This window comes from Arthrobacter sp. GQ119 (assembly GCF_059759125.1).
Genome location: NZ_JCAXEA010000006.1, coordinates 104,620 through 127,407, shown reverse-complemented (window position 1 = coordinate 127,407; position 22,788 = coordinate 104,620). Strand labels below are relative to the sequence as shown.

The 22,788-nt window shown below is 61.9% G+C and carries 16 protein-coding genes; 4 read left to right on the top strand and 12 right to left on the bottom strand.

Going from position 1 to position 22,788, the window contains the following annotated elements:
- Nucleotides 1–8 precede the first annotated feature (8 nt).
- The gene (locus tag AC6CH3_RS07645) at nt 9–254 is read left to right on the top strand and encodes a tautomerase family protein (protein ID WP_498131857.1); all 246 of its coding nucleotides are present in this window, start codon (nt 9–11) and stop codon (nt 252–254) included.
- An 11-nt stretch (nt 255–265) separates the two neighbouring features.
- Nucleotides 266–1,333: an LLM class flavin-dependent oxidoreductase gene (locus AC6CH3_RS07640; protein ID WP_498131856.1), complete on the top strand. Its 1,068-nt coding sequence runs from the start codon at nt 266–268 to the stop codon at nt 1,331–1,333.
- Between the two features lie 503 nt (nt 1,334–1,836).
- Here AC6CH3_RS07640 and AC6CH3_RS07635 read toward each other — a convergent pair.
- The 9 genes from AC6CH3_RS07635 to AC6CH3_RS07595 all read right to left on the bottom strand — a co-directional run bounded on the left by AC6CH3_RS07635 (nt 1,837) and on the right by AC6CH3_RS07595 (nt 14,199).
- Nucleotides 1,837–2,766: an ABC transporter substrate-binding protein gene (locus AC6CH3_RS07635; RefSeq protein WP_498131855.1), complete on the bottom strand. Its 930-nt coding sequence runs from the start codon at nt 2,764–2,766 to the stop codon at nt 1,837–1,839.
- A gap of 372 nt (nt 2,767–3,138) precedes the next feature.
- Nucleotides 3,139–4,143, bottom strand: coding sequence for a CU044_5270 family protein (locus tag AC6CH3_RS07630; RefSeq protein WP_498131854.1), 1,005 nt, complete (start codon nt 4,141–4,143; stop codon nt 3,139–3,141).
- The gene (locus AC6CH3_RS07625) at nt 4,140–4,751 is read right to left on the bottom strand and encodes an RNA polymerase sigma factor (protein WP_498131853.1); all 612 of its coding nucleotides are present in this window, start codon (nt 4,749–4,751) and stop codon (nt 4,140–4,142) included. Before AC6CH3_RS07625 ends, AC6CH3_RS07630 begins: the two co-directional genes overlap by 4 nt.
- 364 nt (nt 4,752–5,115) lie before the next feature.
- Nucleotides 5,116–7,737, bottom strand: a complete 2,622-nt coding sequence (locus tag AC6CH3_RS07620) for a GH32 C-terminal domain-containing protein (protein WP_498131852.1) — start codon at nt 7,735–7,737, stop codon at nt 5,116–5,118.
- A 200-nt stretch (nt 7,738–7,937) separates the two neighbouring features.
- Nucleotides 7,938–9,443: a glycoside hydrolase family 32 protein gene (locus tag AC6CH3_RS07615; protein WP_498131851.1), complete on the bottom strand. Its 1,506-nt coding sequence runs from the start codon at nt 9,441–9,443 to the stop codon at nt 7,938–7,940.
- 113 nt (nt 9,444–9,556) lie between these two features.
- Entirely contained in the window at nt 9,557–11,170 is a 1,614-nt protein-coding gene (locus tag AC6CH3_RS07610; RefSeq protein ID WP_498131850.1) for an ABC transporter substrate-binding protein, read from the bottom strand.
- Nucleotides 11,171–11,238: 68 nt separating this feature from the next.
- Entirely contained in the window at nt 11,239–12,201 is a 963-nt protein-coding gene (locus AC6CH3_RS07605) for a carbohydrate ABC transporter permease (protein ID WP_498131849.1), read from the bottom strand.
- A gap of 7 nt (nt 12,202–12,208) precedes the next feature.
- Nucleotides 12,209–13,192: an ABC transporter permease gene (locus AC6CH3_RS07600; RefSeq protein WP_498131848.1), complete on the bottom strand. Its 984-nt coding sequence runs from the start codon at nt 13,190–13,192 to the stop codon at nt 12,209–12,211.
- Nucleotides 13,189–14,199 carry a LacI family DNA-binding transcriptional regulator gene (locus tag AC6CH3_RS07595; RefSeq protein WP_498131847.1) on the bottom strand — a complete coding sequence of 337 codons (1,011 nt, stop codon included), beginning with the start codon at nt 14,197–14,199 and terminating at the stop codon, nt 13,189–13,191. Before AC6CH3_RS07595 ends, AC6CH3_RS07600 begins: the two co-directional genes overlap by 4 nt.
- Before the next feature lie 409 nt (nt 14,200–14,608).
- On the opposite strand from AC6CH3_RS07595, the gene AC6CH3_RS07590 reads away from it, so the two are divergent.
- On the top strand, nt 14,609–15,934 hold the full coding sequence (locus AC6CH3_RS07590) for an MFS transporter (protein ID WP_498131846.1): 1,326 nt from the start codon (nt 14,609–14,611) through the stop codon (nt 15,932–15,934).
- A gap of 1,677 nt (nt 15,935–17,611) precedes the next feature.
- On the top strand, nt 17,612–19,234 hold the full coding sequence (gene mptB, locus AC6CH3_RS07585) for a polyprenol phosphomannose-dependent alpha 1,6 mannosyltransferase MptB (protein WP_498131845.1): 1,623 nt from the start codon (nt 17,612–17,614) through the stop codon (nt 19,232–19,234).
- On the opposite strand, the gene AC6CH3_RS07580 is transcribed toward mptB, so the two are convergent.
- The 3 genes from AC6CH3_RS07580 to AC6CH3_RS07570 all read right to left on the bottom strand — a co-directional run bounded on the left by AC6CH3_RS07580 (nt 19,225) and on the right by AC6CH3_RS07570 (nt 22,783).
- Nucleotides 19,225–20,457, bottom strand: coding sequence for a glycosyltransferase 87 family protein (locus AC6CH3_RS07580; protein WP_498131844.1), 1,233 nt, complete (start codon nt 20,455–20,457; stop codon nt 19,225–19,227). The genes mptB and AC6CH3_RS07580 overlap by 10 nt on opposite strands.
- Before the next feature lie 61 nt (nt 20,458–20,518).
- Nucleotides 20,519–21,820, bottom strand: a complete 1,302-nt coding sequence (locus tag AC6CH3_RS07575) for a glycosyltransferase family 87 protein (protein WP_498131843.1) — start codon at nt 21,818–21,820, stop codon at nt 20,519–20,521.
- Nucleotides 21,821–22,051: 231 nt separating this feature from the next.
- Complete coding sequence (locus AC6CH3_RS07570; protein WP_498131842.1) at nt 22,052–22,783, bottom strand: polyamine aminopropyltransferase; 732 nt, start codon at nt 22,781–22,783, stop codon at nt 22,052–22,054.
- Between the last annotated feature and the right edge of the window lie 5 nt (nt 22,784–22,788).

The window sequence follows — 22,788 nt, the reverse complement described above, 5'->3', positions numbered from 1 at the left end:
AGCGCCAAATGCCTCTCATTGAAGTCTCCATCGCCCGCGGCCGGACCCCTGAGCAACTCCGCTCGCTCGTCGCCGAGCTTCACCGCGCTGCAGAGAGCGCTGTGGGCGCCGTGCCCGACAACACCACCGTCATCGTCCGCGAAATCGAACACGAACACTGGTCCCGCGGCAACCAGACCATCGCCGAACGCAACGCAGCAGCCAAGGAGGCTGCACTCATCAACGAGGCCTCGGCGAAGACCGCCGCAGAATAAAGGAGTCACTAATGCGCTTTTCCCTCTTCGTCCACATGGAGCGCTGGGACGAGTCCGTCTCGCACCGTGAATGCTTCGAGAACCTGACGGAGCTCGCCCTCATCGCGGAAGCCGGAGGCTTCAGCACCGTCTGGATCGGTGAACACCACTCCATGGAGTACACCATCTCTCCCAGCCCCATGCCGCAGCTCGCATATCTGGCGGCGCGCACATCGCGCATCCGCCTGGGTGCCGGCACCATCATTGCGCCGTTCTGGAACCCGCTTCGCGTAGCCGGCGAGACCGCGCTCCTGGATGTCATCAGCAATGGCCGAATGGAAGTGGGACTGGCACGCGGTGCCTACCAGTTCGAGTTCGACCGCCTCATGGGCGGCATGTCCGCAGTCGACGGCGGCAAACACCTGCGGGAGCTCGTCCCGGCCGTGCGCAAGCTCTGGGAAGGCGACTACGCCCACGACGGCGAGGTCTGGCAATTCCCCACCTCCACCAGCGTCCCGAAGCCGCTGCAGAAACCGACCCCGCCCATGTGGATCGCCGCCCGGGACATCTCCTCACACGAGTTCGCCGTCGCCAACGGCTGCAACGTGATGGTGACGCCGCTCATGAAGGGCGACGAGGAGGTCGAAGACCTGGCGCGCAAGTTCGACACCGCCGTGGAGAACAACCCCGGCGTTCCCCGTCCGGACCTCATGGTGCTCCGCCACACGCATGTCCACTCCGCAGACGAGCCCGAGGGATGGCGGCGCCCGGCCGAAGGCATCAACAAGTTCTACAGGACGTTCGATGCCTGGTTCGGAAACAAGACCGCCCCCAAGAACGGTTTCCTCGAGCCCAGCCCTGAAGAGAAGTTCGCCGACCGCCCGGAATTCACGCCGGAATCCCTCCACCAGACAGCGATGATCGGGACGCCCGACGAGGTGATCGAGCGGCTCCGTCACTACGAGGCACTGGGCGTCGACGAGTTCAGCCTCTGGTCCGACAACAGCCTGACCCATGAGGAGAAGAAACGCGCACTCGAACTCTTCATCGAGCACGTCGTGCCGGCCTTCCAGGAGCAGCCTGCTACCGCGGCACGCTGACGCCAACTGGCGGCCGAACCACGACGCCGGCCCAGTCCGCTGCAGGTGGACGCCGGCCATGATGACAGGGCCGGCGCCCACCTCCCCCGGCACGAGCTTGGTGCGAGCTTGGCGCGAGCTTGGCGCCCGTTATCTTGCTATTACATAGGCTGGTGGAAGCCGCCTGCGACGCCGATGCTCTTGCTCCAATACGGGGAAATAGTCTCGGCTCGTCGCTTCCGTGAGGCAGGAAGCTCCCATTCCCACCTGGTTGACCAGCCGCGGACGCTGACCCGGGGTCCGAGGAAGATCGGTGCGGAAATTCACGCTAACCCTGGACGGGCACAGACCGGGAGTGCACCTAATGTGCAGATTAGGGGAACGCCGTATTTCCTAAAAGACCGTTGAAATAGAGAATCACAAAGACCACGACGACAAGCAGTGTGATGATGGGGCTGCCCCGGTCTGGTTGATCCAGGAGTCAACCAGACCCGGGGCAGCCCCCTTGCCTGCAGCATGGACTCCTACTTGCGCATCCCGGCCTCGGTGATGGCTGATTCTTCCAGGCCCCAGTAAGCGAGGGACTTCTTGTATTCCGGGCTGTCAAGGACCGACTGGATGGCCTTCTGCAGAGCCGGGGTCAACGGTGATCCCTTTTTCAGAGCAATGGCCACGTTGGTGTTCGTGCGGGTGTCCATCCTTGGCTTCAGTACAGTGAAGGCGTTGGGCTGCTGGTCCTCTGCCCAGGCCAGTGCGCCGGCGTCATAGAAAACGCCGTCAATCCGTTTGGAGGACAGTTGGGTCAGGGCCTCCTGGGCGTTAGGAAGGGTGACGCCGTTGATGGCCGGCTTGCCCTGGGAGGTGCAGGTCCACTCCGAAACGTTCGGCAGGTGCTTCAACTGCTGGGTGGAGCCCTTAGTCACGGCAATGTTCTTGCCGCAGAGCGAGTCATTCGTCAGCTTCAGCGGGTTGCCGGCCACTACTGCCACGGCTGAGCCGCCCTTCAAGTAGTCGATCATGTCCAGAACCTTGAGCCGCTCCGGTGTAGCGGACATGGTCGAGGCGGTGAAGTCGTAACGGCCCCCGTCAATGCCGGGAATGATGGTGTCGAATGCGGTGTGCTCAAACTTCAGCTTTAGCCGTAGCTTCTTGGCAACTAAGCGGGCGACGTCAGGGTTCATGCCGATAGGCGTGGTGTTGTCCTCAGCAAGGAACGTCGTCGGCGGGCTGCGCGGGTCAATGGCAACTATCAGTTCGCCCTTGTCCTTAAACGACTGTGGCAATAGCGCCACTGCAGCCTGGTCAGGCTGAACGCCGTCGGAAATGTCGGACGTGTTCTGCGTCTTCGGGATTTCCGTCGTTTGGCCCCCCGCCGCAGTACCGCCGCAGCCGGTAAGCCCCAACAGGAGGGACAGTCCCACGGCCACAGTCTGGATCTTGCTTCTGGTCTTCATAGTGTCCCCTTCGACATGTTTAGCTCAACGTCCAAGAAGCAATGCAACGCGTCGGATCGTAGATTGTCAACAAAGCTGTAAAATTGAATGGATTTCCTGCGCAGTCCTGCCCTCGGCCTGATCAACGATCAGGTCCCGTGTTCCCGGTGACCACCGACTGGATTGTCTAACCGGCCCCTTCACCTTTGCACCCGGCTGGAGGAGGTATGTACTGTGACTTTCGGCGATAAATGGCGGCTTTTTCACGGCGCTATTTGGCGCTTGTACAGCCCGCAAGGGGAACCTTAACCGGACGGTCTGCGGCCGTTGAGCGCCCGTAGATGACTGAGATGGTGAGCGAGGCGCGCGTGGCGGGTTTCGAACCTCGATGATTCATTCTGGTGCTGAGTTTACGATTCGGTAGTCGATGGCGGTGTGGCCGACGACTTCATTCGATCCGAAGCCGAAGGCTGCGTAAGTCATGATGGTTCGTTCGCCGATGACCAGCCCGGTATCGGGGTCGATGATCATTTCTGCCCTTTGTCCGGCGCGCAGGGGTTCTGTCCGCCCAATGGCTATCCCGACCTTGCCGTCAAAGTTGGCCTGTTGGCTGGCAGTGACCCCGGGGATCAGGGCCAGTGCCTTGTACAGGCCTGCTCGGAGGTCGGCAGGAATGAGTCCCATCCTCAGGATGTCGGTGATACGCACGAAGTTGTTCTCGTCCCGTGAGGCTGAGCCTCCCTGGTACTGGGAGTTGAAGTGGTCGTACAACGCCTGACCGTCACGCGGCAGAGCGTCCAGCTCCTTCTCAGTCATCAGAGTCCACGGTCCCCCGTAAAAATATCCGTCCTTGGCGCGGATGACCTCTATTCCCTTGGGCACCGGGGCGGCGTCGCCCCAGTCGCGCCTGAGCACCCAGTCATCGTCTGGGTTGCCCGGAACGAAAACGTCGATGGTCTGCACGTTCATGCGGTGTGTCATATTTCCGGCTTCATCCACCCCGGAAGCACTCCAGTTGGCGTGCGTGCGGACCAGCAGGTATTCGCCTGGCTTCGGCACGGGATCGGCGAAGGTCATCGCCTGATCCGCCACTGCCCGCAGGACGCCTGCTGCGTGGGCACTTTGTGCCGTAATGCTGATTTGCCCTACAATCAGCGCTCCGACTGTTGCTGCCGCCGCTGTGAGCAGGACCCGCCGGGTTGGGTGGGGGCGGGCCGGCGCGGCGGGCTTGAGTGGGACCAGGGACTTCTCCATCTGGCAGTTGAGAGAACTGTCGTGCTGTCTTGCTTTCCCGGGCCTGTACCGGATGGGGTCCTCGGCGCCGGCGAGGGTGGGCAGCTCGACGAGCTGCCTGCGCAGCGCTTCACGCCTGTCGGCCTGGAACTGGGAGGTGTTCATGATGTTCTCCGTCCAAGAATTATCTCAGCGTCAGGCTCTTGTTCATGCACTACTTGGCTGTACAAGGCCCCGAGCCGGGATTTCGCCCTGTTCAGGCGGGACTTCACCGTTCCGTCCGCAATGCCAAGGACGGCACCTGCCTCTTTGGCACCCAAGCCCCCGATGACACACAAGGTCAGCACGTCGCGCTCTGGTGGTCTTAGTTTCGCGAAAGCTTCCCGGAGGGCAGAGGACTTGATCCTGGATTCGTCGGCTTCGACAATGCCGTCGGCAATGTCGGCCGCATCCTGTGGCGGCGGGAGCTGGTTGAGGAAGTGTCTGTAGCGGCGTTGCTGGCGGACGTGGTTACGGAGGGTGTTGTTGGCCGTGACCAACAGCCAGGGCAGTATCGAGTCATTCACGACTCGGACATCGGCCCGTCGGCGCCACGCCTCATAGAAAACCACGGCGGTGACGTCCTCAGCCGCGTGAGGCACGCTCAGCACTTTCAGAGCATGACGCCACACCCGCTCATGATGGCGATCGAAAAGCACGCCGAAGGCATCACCGTCACCGTTGACAACCTGGGACCACAACACCTCGTCCGAGACACCCGATTCTTCGCCCATACCCCATAGTGTCCGGTCACCCCGATCGGTTCCGTGATTCGACGAGTGAATTTCGGTAAAGGCATTTGAGGTCCGGACTAGGGCGACGTAGCGCGGTTGGCTATCCCTATCCCGGAGGGGGCATCAGTGCGGCCGGCACCGACGCGTCTTGGTGCATTCGGGAACGCTCTACGGGCAGTTTCCGGGCCCGTAAGCGCGCGGGATCGTCTGAATAAGTGTTGAAATGCATCATGAGGGGTTGTGGATTTGGAGGTGCTCCCGTGAGCTACGGGGATTTGGGGGGCACCCGCTCCGATATGTTGTGTTGGGTGTCCCCGCGGCGCCCGGCCCTGCACAGGGGGCAGCGCCGGGCACCGCAGTGGGATCACTTCTTTTCGGGGAGGAACATTGACTGCTTCAGGGGTGTGACGGTCAGTGACTTGAGCTGGGCCGTCCCGCCCTCGGCGAACAGCGCCATCTTGTTGGCGCCGTCGTTGGAGAAGACCTGGTCTGTTATGGTGCGCAGGCCGTTCTGGGCGAACACCTCAACTGATGAACGGTCGAGGTAGATCCGCATGGTGATGTTGCCGTTCTTGTCGAGAGTGACGGGTGCGTCCTCGACGGAAGCGAACGCAGTGTGGAACGCGGTGTTGCCGGAGTTTCTGCGGTCAACAAACATCTTCCCGGAGGCGGTGTCGTACCCGATGACCGTGGCAGATGCGCCATCACCCAAGACTGTGATGCCTGATTTTTTCGACGTGCCCGGAGCGAAAGTGATGTCCACCTGCTGAACTTGGCCGGCGGTTGCCGCGGGCAGCGGCGTCGTTCCTTCCGTGATCAGAGCACCCTTTTTGTCGATGTAGCTCGGCTTTTGCGCGAGGCGGTCCACTTGCTGGACCGCGTTCTGGGTGAGGCGCGGACCTTCCGGTGTCCGGGTCAGTTTCACCTCGCGGGGGAGTGACATGGCACTGCGCCAGGGACTTGTGGGAATGTCGCCGGCGTAGTCCCAGTTGCTCATCCAGCCCAGCATGACCCGTTTGTCCTCGGGCATGTTGGCGAATGAAACTGCTGCGTAGTAGTCCCGGCCGTAGTCCAGCCAGTCGTAGGTCTCCAGCGCCGATACTGCCGGCTGGGAGGAGAGCATGAATTCGTCCGCGAGGATGTGGCCCCAGCCTCCCCGGTTGTTGTCGATAATGCTGATCTGCGCCTGCTGTCCGGCGAACTCTTTCACGTCCCACGAAGCCAGATCCAGTGCCTCACTGTTGGAGCCGGTGGCTGTGCGGACGACTTTGCCGCCGACCTCCAGGTTCACCGTAGTTTCGTCGGAGCGGGGCGTGGCCGGGCCGTCGGTTTGGATGAGGTGGTCAAAAGTGATGGCGCCCCATCCGCCGGTTGCCTGGTCCACGATCCGCACCTGGGCCTGCCGGCCTTGGAACTCTGCCACGTCCCAGGACTTCCAGTTCAGCGCGCCGGCGTTGTCACCGGCGGTCGAGCGGACCACTTTGCCGTCTATGAGCAGTTGAACAGCCAGGACCTGGGTTGGGTCGCTGGTGCGGCTGCCGCCGCCGACCAGCATGCTGAGGTGCTTCTTGGTGATGGTGAATTGCGGCGAGGTGAGGGTTCCTTGTCGGTCGTCCCCGCTGCCGTTCGTTTCGAAGGTGTTGATCAGGTGGGTGCCGATCGCCTGGTTTCCTCCTCCGGCGAACGGCTGGTACTGGGGTGCGAGGTCCCCCGTGCCTGTCCAGCCATGGTTCGCCAGCGTCGTTCCGGCCGGCACTTCGAAACCGTCGAAAAGCAGATCACCCGCGGGCGGTGTGTTGTCGAGCTTGTCCGAGGTCCGGGGGTGGTTTCCGCCGCCGATGAGGAAATTGAGGTAGTCCTGGGAAACGGTGAAGGAGGGGGATTTCATGGTTCCGACGGGCCAGTCACCGTCATTGAATGAATTGACGAGCCCGGCTCCGGTGAAGCCGGAAACTGCCTGCTGGCCGGGAAGGGTCCCCGCGGCGGGCGCGGTGCTAAAAGGCCCGGTCTTAGCGTTGCCCGGCTCGTTGTTGACTGTCCAGCCGCTGTAAGTTCCGTCATTGAAGCCGGCCAGGACGGTGCCGGACGGAAGCGTCGCGACCGGTTTGGTGGTTTCGGAGGTGAAGGTAGTGCCGTCGAAGTCGCCGACGAAGTACTGTCCGGCGGAACCTCCGGCTACGCCTCCCGGGTTGATGCTGACGACCATGACCCATTTGACGTTGTTCGGGTCGCCGTCCACGGCCAGCGGAAACAGGTCAGGGCATTCCCACTGGCCGCCGGTGGCGTTCGCGGGTCCGAACTCGCTCAGCGCGGTCCAGTCCTTGAGGTTTTCGGACTTGTAGAGGACAACCTTGTGATCGGTGGCTTCCACGGCGGTCATGACCCAGTAGCCGCCGCCGGCCGGGTTGTCGTACCAGAAGACTTTGGGGTCCCGGAAGTTGGCGGAGTTTCGGTTCAGGACAGGGTTCTGGTCGTATTTGGTCCAGGTTTGGCCGTCGTCCAGGCTGTACGCCAGGGACTGCGCCTGCAGGCCCCGGTGCGGGGTGCCGTCCTTGTAGGCGCTGGTGTAGATGGCAATCAGCGGAGGGTTGTCCTTGGTGCCGAAACCGGACGTGTTGTCCTTGTCCACGACGACGCTGCCGGAGAAGATGTCCTGCTGCGCATCCGTGGAGATGGCCAGAGGTTGTTCTTCCCAATGAACCAGATCCTTGGAGACGGCGTGCCCCCAGGACAGGTTCCCCCAGCTATTACCGGCAGGGTTGTGTTGGTAATACAAATGGTAGAGACCCTTGTGGAAAACCATCCCGTTGGGATCGTTCATCCAGTTTTTCTCAGGCGTGAAGTGGATGGCCGGCCGGTAGCGCTCATCGCCCAGGGCCGGTGCGGCGGCTGCAGGCAGTGCGCCTGCCAGTGCGGCGGCCAGTGCCACTCCCGTGAGTGTCAGTGCAGAAACGGTGTGGGTCCTGCGGTTGGTTGTTCTCTTCATATCCAGGTCTCGCCCTTCGTTGCGCGTGCTCCCCGGGTGACAACGTTGTCATTTTGGAACGGTGTTGTCCCGGCGGGCAGTTCCATTCGAGGTGTGGCTTGCCGGTAGTAGGAGCCGGAAAAGCCGTTATTTTTCTTCGTGCACTTCAGTTCGGACACCGGCAGGAGGCCGGTGTCCGAACTGCTGGCTAGTGAATGGCCTTAGCCCCAGAGAGCTACGTCAAGGCTGTTCACGGTGGCGGTGCCTCCTTCGGCGTAGAGGGAGAAGTCCCGGCTCTCCTCGTCCGGGAAGATGAGTTCGGTCATGGTGACCCGGCCGTCCTGAGCGAAGACCTCCACGGAGCAGTGGTCGACGTAAACGGTGAGACCATAGGCGCCCTCGACGGGCCGGATGGGCGCCCAGTCCAGCGATGGAAAGTCCTGGTGGAAATCCGTCGTGCCTGAGGTCCTGCGGTCGACGATCAGCCGGCCATCGCCGGGCCGGATGCCGATGCGGGTCCCGTGAGTTCCGTTGCCGCGGACCGTGAGTCCGAATTCTTCTGCCGATCCGGGGGTGAAGGAGATGTCGATGCGCTGGACGCCACCCTTCGCTTCATCAATACGGTGGCTGCCTTCGGGCAGGTGCCGGTCCCGGACCGTGAAGAGGGACTTGGTATTCAGGCAGGCAACCTCAGTTGCCGGGTGCTGGACCAGGCGGGGGGTGCCGGCTTCAGTGGCGAGCGTTACTTCACGGACCAGCGACATGGGACTCCGCCAGGGGGAGCTCGGAACTTCGTGGACGTACTGCCAGTTGTTCATCCACGCAATCATGAGCCGGCGCCCGTCCGGGACATTGCTGAAGGAAACGGCGGCGTAGTAATCCCGCCCCCAGTCCAGCCAGCCGTACTCCTCCATCCGTGCCGGTTCCTGCAGGCCCTGGGTAACGGTGGACTCTGAACTGAACGTCACGCCGTCGAACTCGCCGACGAAGTACTGGCCGGCCGAACCGCTGTTGGGCCCGCCCGGATTAAGGTTCACGGTCAGGACCCATTTGACCCTGCTGGTATCGCCGTCCACGGGGAGGGGAAACAGGTCAGGGCATTCCCAGATCCCTCCGGTGGCGTTGGCCGGGCAGAAGGTGCTCAGATACTCCCATGTTTTGAGGTCATCGGAGCGGTACAGCACAATGCTGTAGTCCAGTGCTTCGGCGGCAACCATGACCCAGTAGCTGCCGGCGGGCGCGCCGTAGCGGAAGACCTTCGGGTCGCGGAAGTCCGCCGAATTCCGGTTCAATACAGGGTTTCCGGCGTATTTGGTCCAGGTGTAGCCGCCGTCAGTGCTCCACGCCAGGGACTGCGCCTGGATTCCGGAGTGGGCGGAGGCTTCCTTGTAGGCGCTGGTGTAGATCGCCACCAGCGGTGAGGTCTCCTCGGTTCCGAAGCCGCTTGTGTTGAGCTCGTCGTAAACCATGCTGCCGGAGAAGATGTCCTCGTGGTCGTCGCAGGTGATTGCGACGGGCTGTTCGGTCCACCTGACCAGGTCTGTGGAGGTGGCGTGGCCCCAGGACAGGTTGGCGTGATCGGTGCCGAAGGGGTTGTTCTGGTAGTAGAGGTGGTACGTTCCGTCGTGGAAGATCAGGCCGTTGGGATCGTTGAGCCAGGTGTCTTTCGCGGAGTAGTGCATTGCGGGACGGAATGCTTCGCGTGTCTCGGCGGGAGCAGCTGTCATGGTCGGGTCCTTGGTTCTAGGGGAGCAGCGAGGTTTAGGGACAGGAGCGCACGTTGGTGCGCCGCCGGGCAGGGCTGAGGCGTCTGCCCGGCGGACGGGTGCGGTGGGTGGGATCAGGAGTTTTTCTGGTAGCGGTCGTATGCCTGCTGGTAGGTCTCGATCATCTTGTCGAGGCCGATGCTCTTCAGCTGGGACACGTAGCCGTCCCAGTCCTTCTCGATGCCGCCCGAGACGATCCATTTGGCCAGTTTCTGCTTGACGACGGAGGTCACGTCGGTCTCGATGGTGCTGATCTGCTGGAGTTCTTCGTTGGACAAGGGCACCGGGGGGTAGCCGTCGTTCGCGGCGAAGGGCTTGTAGTTCTCTTCAACGATCTTCTGCCGTTCTGCGGCGCGCGGTTCCGGGGCCACTACGGTCTTGAAGTTTTCTGCGGAGTTGGCCTTGGGGCCGCCGGGGGCGACCTTCTGACGGCGTTCGCCTTCGCTGGTGCCTTCCGGGGCGGGGATCTGGACCAGGAGCCCGGTGGCGGGGTCTTTCTTCAGCGTTTCACCGATGGGTCCCCAGTTGGCCTGGGCTGACTGGATGGGGTCATAGAGGTTGTCTGCCCAGCGGATGGTGGCTGCGGGGTATTTGTTTGCGCGGGTGACGGCGAAGGCGCCGCGGGCGATTTCCTGGTTGTTGGACTGGCTGGCGCGGCGCTGTCCGTCTACACCTTCTAGTACGGGAACGAGCCCGTAGTTATCAACCCTGTCGGTGCCGACCATTTCCTTGATTTCCCACCAGACGAAGGAGCCAAGGTTTTCTGTGCTGGCCTTGCCCTTGGCCAGGTAGGCCTTGTCGTCCTGGGAGAAGGATTCGGGATCGATCAGGCCTTCCTTGTACCAGTCGTGGAGGGTTTGGATGGCTTTCTTGTAGCCGTCCTGGGTGGCGGTGTACATGACCTTGCCATCCTGGACGATGCGGTGGTCCATGTTGTCCGGCACGCCGCCGAGGGCTGCGATTAGGTCTACGATGTCGCCGCACCAGGAGCCCGGCATGAAGCTGAGCGGGATTGTCCTGCCCGTTCCGGAGGCGTCCTTGGTCTTGAAGGCCAGCAGGGCGTCGTGCAGTTCGTCCACGGTCTTGGGCATCGGGATGCCGAGTTTCTTCAGCCACGAGGTGTTGATGGCGAACTGGTTGGGGAACTGGACGAGGCCGAGTTCCTCAACGGAGGGCAGGGAGTAGATGTGCCCGTCCGAGGAGGTGATGGCGGCCTTGATGTCAGGCCGTTCCGAGAGCAGCTTGGACAGGTTCGGGGCGTTCTTCTCGATGAGGCCCTCGAGCGGGATCAGTGTGCCGCTGGCGGAGTAGGTGGCTATTTCGGCGTCGGTCAGCCCGGTGTTGAAGAAGGCGTCCGGAAGGTCACCGCTGGCCAGGATCAGGTTCTTTTTCTCCTGGAAGACGGTGTCCGGGAGGTTCTCCCAGTTGACGTGGATATTGGTGTCCTTCTCCCACTGCTGGACCAGTTTCATGCTGTTATAGTCCGGGGCCAGTGCGGACTTGCTCCCGGAGAAGGTCAGTGTGAGTTTTTCATTGACGATTGGGAAACCGGTCTCCTGGAACCCGAAGTCGGCAGAGGCGTCCTTGATTTCCGGTGTGCTGCCTTGGGTGCTTCCTGAGCAGGCGGTGAACGACATCGTTCCTGCCAGCAGGGCGCCGAGAACGGCGAGTTTACGGCTCAATGCCATGGTCATTCCTATTCTGGGTATTGGTACGTTGGGGCGGTTTGGGTGTGCCGCGGGATGTTCCGGGCAGGTCAGCTCTTGACGGCACCGATCATGGTGCCTTTGGTGAAGTGCTTTTGCATGAAGGGCAGGGCGATCATCAGCGGAAGGCTGGAGACGACGATCATCGCGTACTTGGTTAGTTCGGCGATTCTCTGCGCTGCTGCGTAGGATTCGATGTCGCCGCCGGTTGTGCCGGCCGAGGAGACATCGGATTGGATGAGGATGTTCCGCAGGACAAGTTGGAGTGGGTATTTGGAGTCGTCATTGAGGAAGATCAGCGCGTCGAAGAAAGAGTTCCAGTGCGCCACGACGTGCACCATGATCATCAGCATGATCAGGGGCTTGGAGAGCGGAAGCACCATCTTGAAGAAGAACTTGAAGTCGTTGGCGCCGTCCATCTGGGCGGCTTCCCTGAGCTCATTGGGGATGGTGTGCTCAAAGAAGGACCGGGCAATGATGAGGTTCCACACGCCGACGGCCCCGGGCAGGACGACAGCCCAGACGGTGTTCAGCATGCCCAGGTCGCGGACGACCAGGTACTTGGTGATCAGGCCGCCGTCGAAGAACATGGTGATCACGAACAGGAGCATCAGGAATTTCCGCCCAGGCATGTCTTTACGTGAGAGGGCGTAGGCGCCAAACAGGATGGTCGTGACGCTGATCGCCGATCCGAGGACCGTGTAGACGACCGTATTGCCAAGGCCGTTCCAGATCCTGCTGTCGGCGAAGATCCGCTGGTATCCCTCCAGCGTCACGCCGGAGGGGAAAAGCCAAACCTTGCCCTCATAGACCGCGTTGGGGTCGCTGACCGAGGCGATGACAATGAAGTACAGCGGGTAGATGACGGCCGCGATGGACAGGACCAGCACGGTGATGGCGGTGATGTTGAAGGCCGAGTCCGCCCACCGGTCACGGAAGGAGTATCTGCGCTTTTGTGGTGACTGGGTCCGGGCGGGGGCCGATATGGCCGCGGGATCGGTTTTCAGGGACATGGGGGCATCACCACAGGGTTGCTTGGTTGGCCCGGCGCGCTACCCAGTTAAAGGTCAGCAGCAGGGCAAGGTTGAGGATGGAATTGAACAGGCCGATGGCGGCGGAGTAGCTGAACTGCGCCTGCTGCAGTCCGGCGTGGTAGACGTAGGTCTGGATGATTTCCGACGTCGGAAGGTTCAGGTTGGTCTGCATCAGCAGGGCTTTTTCGAACCCCACGTTCAGCAGGTTTCCGATGGCCAGGATGAACAGGACCGTGATGACCGGCATGATGCCGGGCAGGTCGATGTGGCGGATGCGCTGGAGTTTCGAGGCGCCGTCCACCTTGGCGGCATCATGCAGCGCAGGATCAATCCCTGCCAGTGCCGCCAGGTAGACGATCATGGCGAACCCGGCGTTCTGCCAGACATCGGAGATGACATAGATGGGCCGGAACCACTCCGCGGAGCCCATAAAGAACACCGGCTCTCCGCCGGCGAGCTGGATGGCGTTGTTCACCAGCCCGGACCTGGGGGAGAGGAGCACGAACATGATGCCCACCACGACAACGGTGGAGATGAAGGCCGGGGAGTACAGCACCGTCTGGGTGAACTTTTTGAACCGCTCGCTCTGCAGCTGGTTGACCAGCAGGGCCAGGATGATCGGGATGGGGAAGGCGACCAGCAAGCCGAGCACGGCGATCCAGAGCGTGTTGCCCAAAACCTGGCCGAATTGGTAGGAGTTGACGAACCTGATGAAGTGCTGGAGGCCCACCCACGGGCTTCCGGTGAAACCGTCCACAGGATTGTAGTTGCGGAAAGCGATCTGCACCCCGTACATCGGCCAGTACTTGAAGACCAGGATGTACGCGATGGCTGGAGCCAGTAATACGTATAACTGCCACGCCCAGGCGATACGCGTGAAGCGTGAAGAAAATTTGTGACGCGGCTTCGACGTCGGTGACAGGCGGCTCGTCGCTGAGCTCCTAGCAGGAGCCGGTAGCGTTCGGCTCATGAGTTCTCCTTAGGTTGGGTCACCGACTGGCGTTCGATGAGGGGACATTTCATGAATTCTGAGTCTGGAGCACGACCTGTGCCCTCGAGGATGATTTCGACCGCGCGCCTGCCCATGGCCTTGAAGGGCAGCTCCAATGTGGTCAGGGCCGGCCGGAGGTGGGGGGCAAGGGTTTCCTGGTTGTCGAAACCGACGATGGACACGTCCCTGGGAATGCTCAGTCCCAGTTCGGCCGCTGCCAGATACGCTCCCCAGGCCATCCGGTCATTGCCGCAAAATATTGCGGTGGGCGGTTCCTTGAGCGTCATGAGGGCCATCGCGTGCTCGAAGCCATCGTTCTCGCTGCCGTGGCCGTACCTGAGGAACTCCGGGCGGACTTCAAACCCGGCATGAGCCATGGCTTGGGTGTACCCCTCCAGACGGCCGAGGGCCGCCGGCAGGCGGGTTTCCAGGTGGTCGACGGTGATGGTGGCGATGCGTTCATGTCCGGCATCTATGAGGTGCTTCGTCGCCGTCAGACCTCCCAGCACTTCATCGGGAGCCACGCTGCTCAAGCGTTGACTCCGGTCCTGCGAATTGAGGACCACAGACGGCACTTCAGACAGGGCATGCGGAACTTCGAGGTAATGGTGGTACATCGCCGCATACACGACGCCAGCTACCTTGTAGGAAAGCATCGCTTCCAGGGAAGCAGCTTCCAGTGTCTTATCGCCGCCGGTATTGACGGTAAGGAGCAGCAGCCCGGCCTCCCAGGCCCGCTCCTGTGCACCTTCGATAATCCTTCCCGCGAACGGGGACGCGGCCACGGAGTCGCCAACGAAGGCAATCATTCCCGCGACACCTTCGCGCAGGACCTTCGCGTGGGCGTTGGTCCGGTACCCGAGTTGCGCGACCGCGTCCTGTACCCGCTGCCGCGTTTCTTCCGAAAATCGGGCTCCGTTCGCCGAGTTCAACACCAACGACACTGTTGCCTGCGAAACTCCGGCTGCAGCTGCAACGTCATGCATGGTGGGACCTGACTTTGGTCGCCCTTTGGCCATGCCACACCTCCTTGTACAGAAGTTATACGAATCAGTTATTCGTATAACCGACGAGAAACTACTGTAGTGGACGTCAAAGCGAGCGGTCAAGGTTACGCTTCAGCTTTGGTTACGGGAGTTGTCGCCCTGGTTCGACGCTGACGCGCGCTGGGAAATGTTGGCCGGTCCGCTTCTTCTTTCCCAGTGGCGAACGCTGATCTCGAATTTGGCGGTGGATTCGAAGGGCGTGCGTGAGGTTGTCGTCAGGAGATTAGAGGGACTGTTTCGACTTTAGCAAGGCCGATTGTGATGGGCGTTGGGTGGTAGATATATTAGTCGTTGCATTACCGATATGTCAGTGTGCAAAGTCGCACCCGAACGTCCCAGGAGACGCTTTATGTCCCACCAACAGCCCCTTTCGCCCGTCGCGCCAGCCGGTGCGGGCTCGCCAGTCCCGCTCGACGATGCTCCCTTCAAGCCGATCCATGCGCTGGCCACGGCCTGCGTGTTGGGAGGCGCGGCAGTCGACGGTTACGTCCTCGGCATCATCGGTTCCGGCATCTCCCTGGCAAAGAACGAACTTGCCCTCGGCGCCTTGAGCCAGGGGCTGATCGCCTCCAGCGCATTGATCGGCGTCTTCATTGGTGGGCTGATTTTCGGCTCCCTTGCCGACCGGTACGGGCGCCGCCCGGTGTTCACCTGGAACCTGATCGCTTTCGTGGTGCTGTCCCTGCTCCAACTGTTCACGGTCGGCGTCTGGGATCTAGTCGCCCTGCGCCTGGCGCTCGGCCTCGCCATCGGCGTGGAGTATGCCGTCGGCACCGCAGTGCTGGCTGAGTTTTCCCGCAAGAAGGGCCGCGGCGTGCTGCTGGGCAACTTCGCCGTCTTTTGGATGATCGGTTTCGTCGCCGCCTTCATGGTTGGGCTGCTCTGGTCGGGGGACAACTGGCGCCTACTGTTGGCGACCAGCGCCGTCCCCGCCTTCATCGTGTTCGTGCTGCGCTCCCGCTTGCCTGAGTCCCCAATGTGGCTCAAGGCCCGTGGCCGTGACGACGAGGCGGAAGCTGTGGTGCTCAAGCATTACGGTGAGGGATACGTTGTTCCCCAGGTCAAGCTGGACCAGAAGAACGCGAAGCTCTCGGACCTGTTCACCCGGCAGACCTGGCGCCCCCACCTGTACTCCGGACTGTTCTGGTTCTGCCAGGTTGGCCCATTCTTCGCGATCTTCACCTTCCTCACCCCGGTGTTCAACGGGCTGGGCATCACTGACGCCGTCACCGTCGAAATCTGGCTCAACGTGGTCCAACTCGCCGGTGCCGTCTTCGGGTTGTACCTGCTGCACAAGCTGACCCGGCGCGGCTTCGTGAACTGGACCTTCGCCCTGATGTTCCTGACCCTGCTGTCCCTCGGGCTGTTCGGCAACGCTCCACTATGGCTGACCGTAGGACTCTTCGCGTTCTACCTGTTTATGGCCCCGGGAGCGAACAACATCCAGTACGTTTACCCCAGCGAAATTTTCGACACTCGTGTCCGCGGAACCGGCGTGGGCTTCTCAGCAGCGTTCTCCCGCATCTCCGCGGCCGGTGCCACATACCTGTTCCCGCTCCTCCTGGCAGAACTGGGCACCTCGGCCACACTGCTCCTGGTATCGGCCTTCCCCCTACTCGGACTTATCCTCTCCATCCTCTGGGCACCGGAGACCAAGGAAAAAACCCTGCGTTAAGGCGGATAGGGCCAGGGTCGGGAGGGAAGTAGACCAACCGGCCCTAAGCCGGACCCAACTCGTGGAGTGGAGGCGCACGATCCAAAGCCGGAGAACGTTCACATCAGCACTCGCGCCGTAGCATTCACCGAGAGAACGCACTCTACACCAAAGCACGGATGCGGATCAGGATCACCTGATCGGCATCCGTGCGTCGCCCTTTGGTCATACCGGCTCGACCCACACGATTAGGGACCCGCGGGCAGATTGATGCTTGGGTTCAGAAACTCATCTTTGTCGCATCCCACGCCCTTCGCCCCCTTGTTGCCGTTCTTCCGGCTCGATGGGAATTTCCACCGCGAACTCCTCCAGCTGGCAGGACAGGGAGCAGCCTGGAATGCGGTCAACTCCGCAAAGTCCCACCGGGACAGGGCCCGCCGGCTCAGCCTCGCCGACTCAAGCCGCGTCTCCACCCTCATCGGTCAACGCACTGCAGTCGGTGATGCCTATTTAACCATGAGCGGCCAGGGGCGGACACTTCCTTGATGAGACGGTGTCCGACCGCTGTATTGCAGGCTTGCTTCAGGCGCCATTCCCTCTACGCCGGCGCCGGTGGGAAAGCCATCTTCGTCCACTGCCCGCCAGGTGAACTGGACAAGAGGTTACGACTGCCTGATCTGGACGTCGAGGCTCTCGCTCACATCATCCAGGGGGTGCCCAGCCCTCCCACTGCGCGTGTGCAGGTGGCCTCATACCCCTTGCAGGGCACGTGCGGCGTAAAGAGGGTGAAGTTATGGAGGACCTCGTTGGGATGGCGGATGATGCAGTATGTGTCGGGCCAGGTCTTTGGTGTGCTTGCCGCGGGCAGTCAGTCCGATTCGCTGCTGCGCCGCTCCATTGCGGCTGGCACGTAGTCGGCTGCGAGTGGCGCGGCGCCGTCGGTGCTTCGCATGAGTTCCTCACGGTCGCAGGTCGCGCAAAGGGGTAGTTCCCTCCAGCCCAGGACCGACAGCTGTGTTCCACGGGAAAAAGCGGTCAGGGTTTGGGGGCGGGTGACAAGGTCGTGCCCGCCGCAGGTCGCGCAGCGGGGCCGGGCGTCGCGGTCCCACGAATGGCCGCAGGTTCCACAGGTGATACGGATACCTGCCTCTCCACGGATGCCCTGCAGGTTGGCCTCCTCGCCACAATTTGGACAACTCAGATCGGCCATCCGCTCACCTCGTTGGTCTGTCGTCGGGTAAATTTGAGACGTCCTGCAGCCGCCGGCGAGTCGATCGGATTCCCTAATTTGCCTCTCGGATACAAGCGGCGGCGAGGCGGCGGGGGGTGCCTTCCTGGTTTTCCATGGGGGTTCTCTCCCGGTGGTAATACAAAAGAAGTCCTGTGCATCTTGCCTCCTGAGCACGACGCGCGCTGACAGCTTTGGCTTCGGCGCATCCTGACCTCTATAGTTTACCCTGACGTGAGGGTAGGTTGAGGAAGCTGTGGGTGTGGGGCAGGAACTGCAGGATTCGACGAAGTGGTTCCAGAGCGGCCACGGGATGAGATCAGGAAGCCCACTCGTTCTTCTTCGTGATCATTGGCCGCGACAGGGTCACAGTCTGATCGTCATAGGGTACAACTTGTTAGAATGCCCGTGCCTGGAGCGGCGTCGATTCCCCGTCAACCAGCCTTATCGTAAGTAGGGACCGACCGATCATGAAGCGATGCGGTCCGCAGCCTGGGACTCCGGTGAACCCTCCCGGAAACGTGAGCCGCTACGGCGTTTTCGAGGACCCGCTCCCGTCCCCGCACTCAGCCAGCAAGGTCCCGGATGGGAAGGCGTACCTTGCCATCTGGCAGGGACTTTGCGGCGCTCTGATGATGTTCCTCGGATCGCTTGGAACCGGTTGGATCGCCAACGGTTCGCCCATGATTCGTCAGCCGATCATGATTGCCCTGCGTACGGAAGGCTGGGGGGTCACGGTATCGACCGTCCTGCTGACGGTTGGGGCCATGCTTCTGATGCGCTCATGGCTGAGGTTGGGTCAGCGACTGGGGGGTTGGGGTCCTGGGTCGCTGCGGTCGGTGGTGGTTGCCGTCTCAGCCTGGTCCTTGCCGCTGTTGTTCGCTGTGCCGGTCTTTTCCCGGGATGTGTATGCGTATACGGGGCAGGGGCGCTTGATGATGGAGGACCAGAACCCGTACAGCGTAGGCATCTCCACGCTCAGCAACTGGTTTTCGCTGGGGGCCGATCCGGCGTGGGCGGAAGCCCGGACGCCGTATGGACCGTATTTCCTGTGGCTGGCGCGCGCGGTTGTGGGTGTTACCGATGCGCAACCGGATATCTCCGTTCTGCTCTTTCGTCTTCTGGCTGCCGCGGGTGTTCTGCTGTGCGCCGTCTACCTGCCCAAGCTTGCTGAACTGCACAGCATCAACGGAGCGCGGGCCCTGTGGATAGCCGTGGCTAATCCTCTCTTTTTAATCAGTTTTATTGCCAGCGCCCACAATGACGCTCTGATGGTGGGTCTTGCCGTCGCCGGAACATACTTTGCCGCTACCCGTCGCCACATTGCCGCGGTTCTGCTCGTGACCGCATCCATCGGCATCAAGCCGATCACCGTGCTACTGCTGCCGTTCATCGGACTCATGTGGGCCGGCGCGTCCGCTTCATGGCCGCGGAAATTGCTGTTCTTGGCGGCAACGGCCGTGACCAGTTTCGCTGTACTGGCCCTCAGCGGCATACCGTATGCGCTGGGAATGGGCTGGGCATGGGCCATTCTGGATCCCACCCCGGGCTATACCGGCTATTCCCCCTCGGGGTTCCTTGGTCAGCAGGTGGAATTCCTCGGCAACGTGATGGGACTCCCGGGGCCTGCGATGGCCGATATCCTCAGGAAGGGGATGAAGTGGGCTGCCATCGGAATTGTTCTGCTCCTGATATTTCATGGCGACTCATCCCGGTTGGTGCGCCGGATGGCACTGGCCTTTGGGGCAATCGTGATGCTGTCACCGATCATTCAGCCCTGGTACATCCTGTGGTTTGTTCCGTTCCTCGCCGTGACCGGGATCAGGGACGATTGGCAGATCCGGTCCCTGTACGTCGCGGTGACGTTCTTTGTGGTTTTCGGTGCCCAGGACCAGCTGTCAGTGTGGTCCTTCGTCGAGCTCAGTGTTGACGCGTCATCCTTGGCGTTCATCACGGCCCTGTTGTTCACCTTTTACCTGATGTTCCTTGACGTTCACACGCGGAGACTGCTGATTCAAGGGAAACCCTCAGAACTGATCAGGCGTGGCAGCAGCTGGGTTCTGCGGCACAAGCCGGGCACCCGTCAACGGTAGGTGCTCTGGATGCCGGGGTCGACCCGGGTCCTCCGTCCGAGCTCTGCAGTGCGCTGCACCGACCACCAAAGCAAAACCACGAGAAGTACGTTTCGTGAGGTGAGGACGGCGGCCATGACCGGGTGGGCATGGATGAGCGGAGTGTAAAACAGGGGATAGATCACGAAAGTAGCCGCCGCGATCCCCATCAGCAACGCAGCGGGAACCTTCCAGCGGTTCCAGTCGTGGGTCAGGCCTGCCACGACCACTGGAGCCAGCCAAATGATGAACTGCGGCGAGCCTACCTTGTTGAACACGATGAACGCCGTGGTCATCATTAATGCGCCCTCGAGGAACAGTTCCTCACGCTCGGCGCCGCGGTTCAGTGCCCGGACCAGCAGTACTGCGGCGGCGATCGCGGCAACGATGAGGAGCGGCTGCATCAGGAAGGCTGCCACTTCCGCTCCCGGGCCGTAGACCTCGGTCGAATTGATGGCCACATTGTCAGCCATCCTGGAGCCGGCGATATTGAATACGCTCAGCCAGACCCAGGGGGTGGAGAACGTGGCCTCGAGCTGCATGCCGCGCTCACCCTGGTTGGTAAGGAAGTCCAGGATGTGCGGCAGCCCGCCCGAAAGCCAGGTTCCCAGCGCTACAAATGCCGTGACCACCACGCCCGAAGCGACCACCTCGATCCGCTTGCGGCTGGCAATCACGATGGGAGCCAGCACGGCCGCCGGCCACACCTTGATCCAGGTGGCGATGCTGAGCAGTACGCCTGCCACCACGGGCCGCTGCGCCGCGCACAGGAGCGCGATCAGCACCATGGGCGCCGTGATGCCCTCGACACGGGCGAAGCTCAGGTAGCCCATAAAAACGGTGAAAAACAGCCACCACCAGGCCGGGGCAATGCCTCTCACCTTCCGCGGCCCACGCGTGAGAAAGAAGAGGCCGGCGGCATGGAGGGCCGTGATGATCAGGAACCAGGCCAGCAGGTAGAGGCTTGGCCCGGCAACGTTGGCCAGGAAGATGGGGATTTGCGCAAGCACCGGGTAGACCCAGGGGCTGATCTTGCCGTCCAGGTTCTCCGGGTTGTAGCCGTCCATCGCCCACCGCCGGTACTGCTCGGTGTCGCTGAAGGTCTCACCGTGCAGGAAGAAGGATGCCATCCAGCCCAGGAAGTAAAGATGGACGACGGCGAATCCCCACCACACGCTCGAGGGACGCGCGAACCAGTCCACCACCGTTGCGGGAAGGACCTTGCTGCGGACGCTGACCAGCCGGTCAAAGAACCTTGTGGAAATCTCAGGACTCCTTGTGAGCGGGGACGGCTGCAGGAGCCTTTTTACCCAGAGAGTACAGTCGCCGGAGGCTCCACAGGAACAGAACCACCAGGAGGACGTTGCGGATGGTCAGCACCAGCGCCATCCACGGGTTGTTGTGGCTTAGCGCGTCGTAGAACAGGGGGTAGATGAAGAATGTGGCCATGGCGATGACGATCAGCATTGTGGCCGGAACGCGCCAATCCCGCCAGCTGTGGGCAAGCCCAACCGCAACGGCGGGGGCGAGCCAGACCATGAACTGGGGCGAACCCACTTTGTTGAAGACCACAAACGCTGTGGCAAGGGTCAGCGCGCCGGCCAGGAGCAGTTCGGTGCGGTCCACCCGGCCGTTGAGCTTGCCGTTGTGCAGGGCCCAGAAGGTCAGGCCGGCAACCAGCAGGGCAGCCAGGATCAGGAGGGGCTGCATCAGCACGGACATGAACGCCGTGCCGGGGCCGTCCACCTGCACGGAGTTGATGTCCGTGTTCATGTACATCCGGGAATCGCCAACGTTGAGGACGGACAGCCAGAGCCAGGGCGTGGTGAACGTCGCTTCGAGCTGCATGCCCCGGTCGCCCTGCTGGGTGAGGAAGTTCAGCAGCTTGGGCAGGCTCCCCACCGCAGCGGCCAGCGCAACCACGCCCGCCGTCGTCGAAATTCCGGCAAGCACCACAAGCGTCCTGTTCCTCACGACGGCGAAGAGGGCCAGCATCACCGCGGCCGGCCAGACCTTCACCCAGGTGCCGATGGCGAGCAGGGCGGACGCGACGAACGGCCTGCCGGCGCCGTAGGCGAGGGCCACCAGGACCAGCGGGGCGGTGAGGCCGTCCACGCGGGCGAATCCCAGCCAGCCCATGAGGAAGGTGAAGACCAGCCACCACCAGCCGGCGGGGATGGCCTGGCGGTTGCGGCCCCGTGCTGTGAGTGTCAGGAGGGCCCAGCCGTTGAGCACTGTGGTCATCAGGACCCACAGGAACAGGAACGCTCCCGGCCCGGCAATACCGGCAATGGCCATCGGGATCAGCGCAAGGATGGGGTAGACCCAGGGGCTGGGGCCCTCGCCCAGGCGCTCCTCCGCGAATCCGGCGATGGCCCAGTCGCGGTAGATGAAGGTGTCGCTGAACGCTTCGCCGCGCAGCGAAAGCACTGCCGCGAACACCAGGAACACAACGTGGACCCCAATGAAACCCATGAGCAGACCCCTGGAGGTGTTGAGTTTCGCCTGCCACCGTGGGGACAGGAAACGGTTCCTGGTTCCGGCGAGAGTGCTGAAGAGCGTGTCCATGGAAATGGGATGTCCTTGTCAGCCGGGGTGGAACAACGTCAGAAAACCACCCCGGTTGAAGCCGCGGTGGTCCTGCGTGGGGTGAACCCCAACACTCGCAACCCTACTCTAACGTGAAGGTAGAGTGCTAATCGGGAACCGTTGGATCCGAAAGGAACGTGAGAGAGGTATCGAACAGCTCCCCAGCCGGTTCCATGCCGGCCATGCTCCAATAAGGACTCGAGCGCTCCTCTATTGGATGCCCGAGGATACGGATCGGCCCGTGTATACGGTGTTGGTTGCGTTCCGGTCCTGCAGCCTGTTTGGGAAGCTGATGATGTCTGCTTTTACATCCGCAAATACGTCCCTGAGCCTGGCAATGTAGTCTTCGTCGGGTGGGTCGTTGGACCAGAGTGCGAAGACCCCGCCTTCATGGAGGTGCCCGGCAACGGCCCGCATGCCTTCCGGTTCGTAAAACGGGGAGTGGCTCGAATGCAGCAGGTGCCGTGGGGAGTGGTCGATGTCGACGATGATGGCGTGGAAGCGCCGCCCGGGAAGCTCGGGATCAAGGCCGGTGGTCGAGGCTGCCAGGGTGAAGAAATCGCCGTGGATATATCGGCAGCGGGGATCCGCTGTCAGTGACGTTCCCGCTGGTATCAGACCCTGCTGGTGCCACTCGATGACCTCACCCAGTGCTTCGACAACAAGCATGGCGTTCACGCCGGGCGATTCAAGGACTGCCATTGCGGTGTAGCCCAGTCCCAGGCCACCGACGACCACGTCCAGGCCTTCTCGTGGCAGCTCTGCCAGGGCGAGGTGCGCCAGTTCAATCTCGGCCACGGTGAACAGGCTCGACATCAGGAACTCCTCACCCAGTTTGACCTCGTACACTTCCTCCTTGAACGTAGGGTCCCAGCGGCGGCGGAGACTGATTTCGCCCAGCCTCGTCTCTCGCCAGTCGAGTTCTTCGAAGCGGGCATTCATGGCAC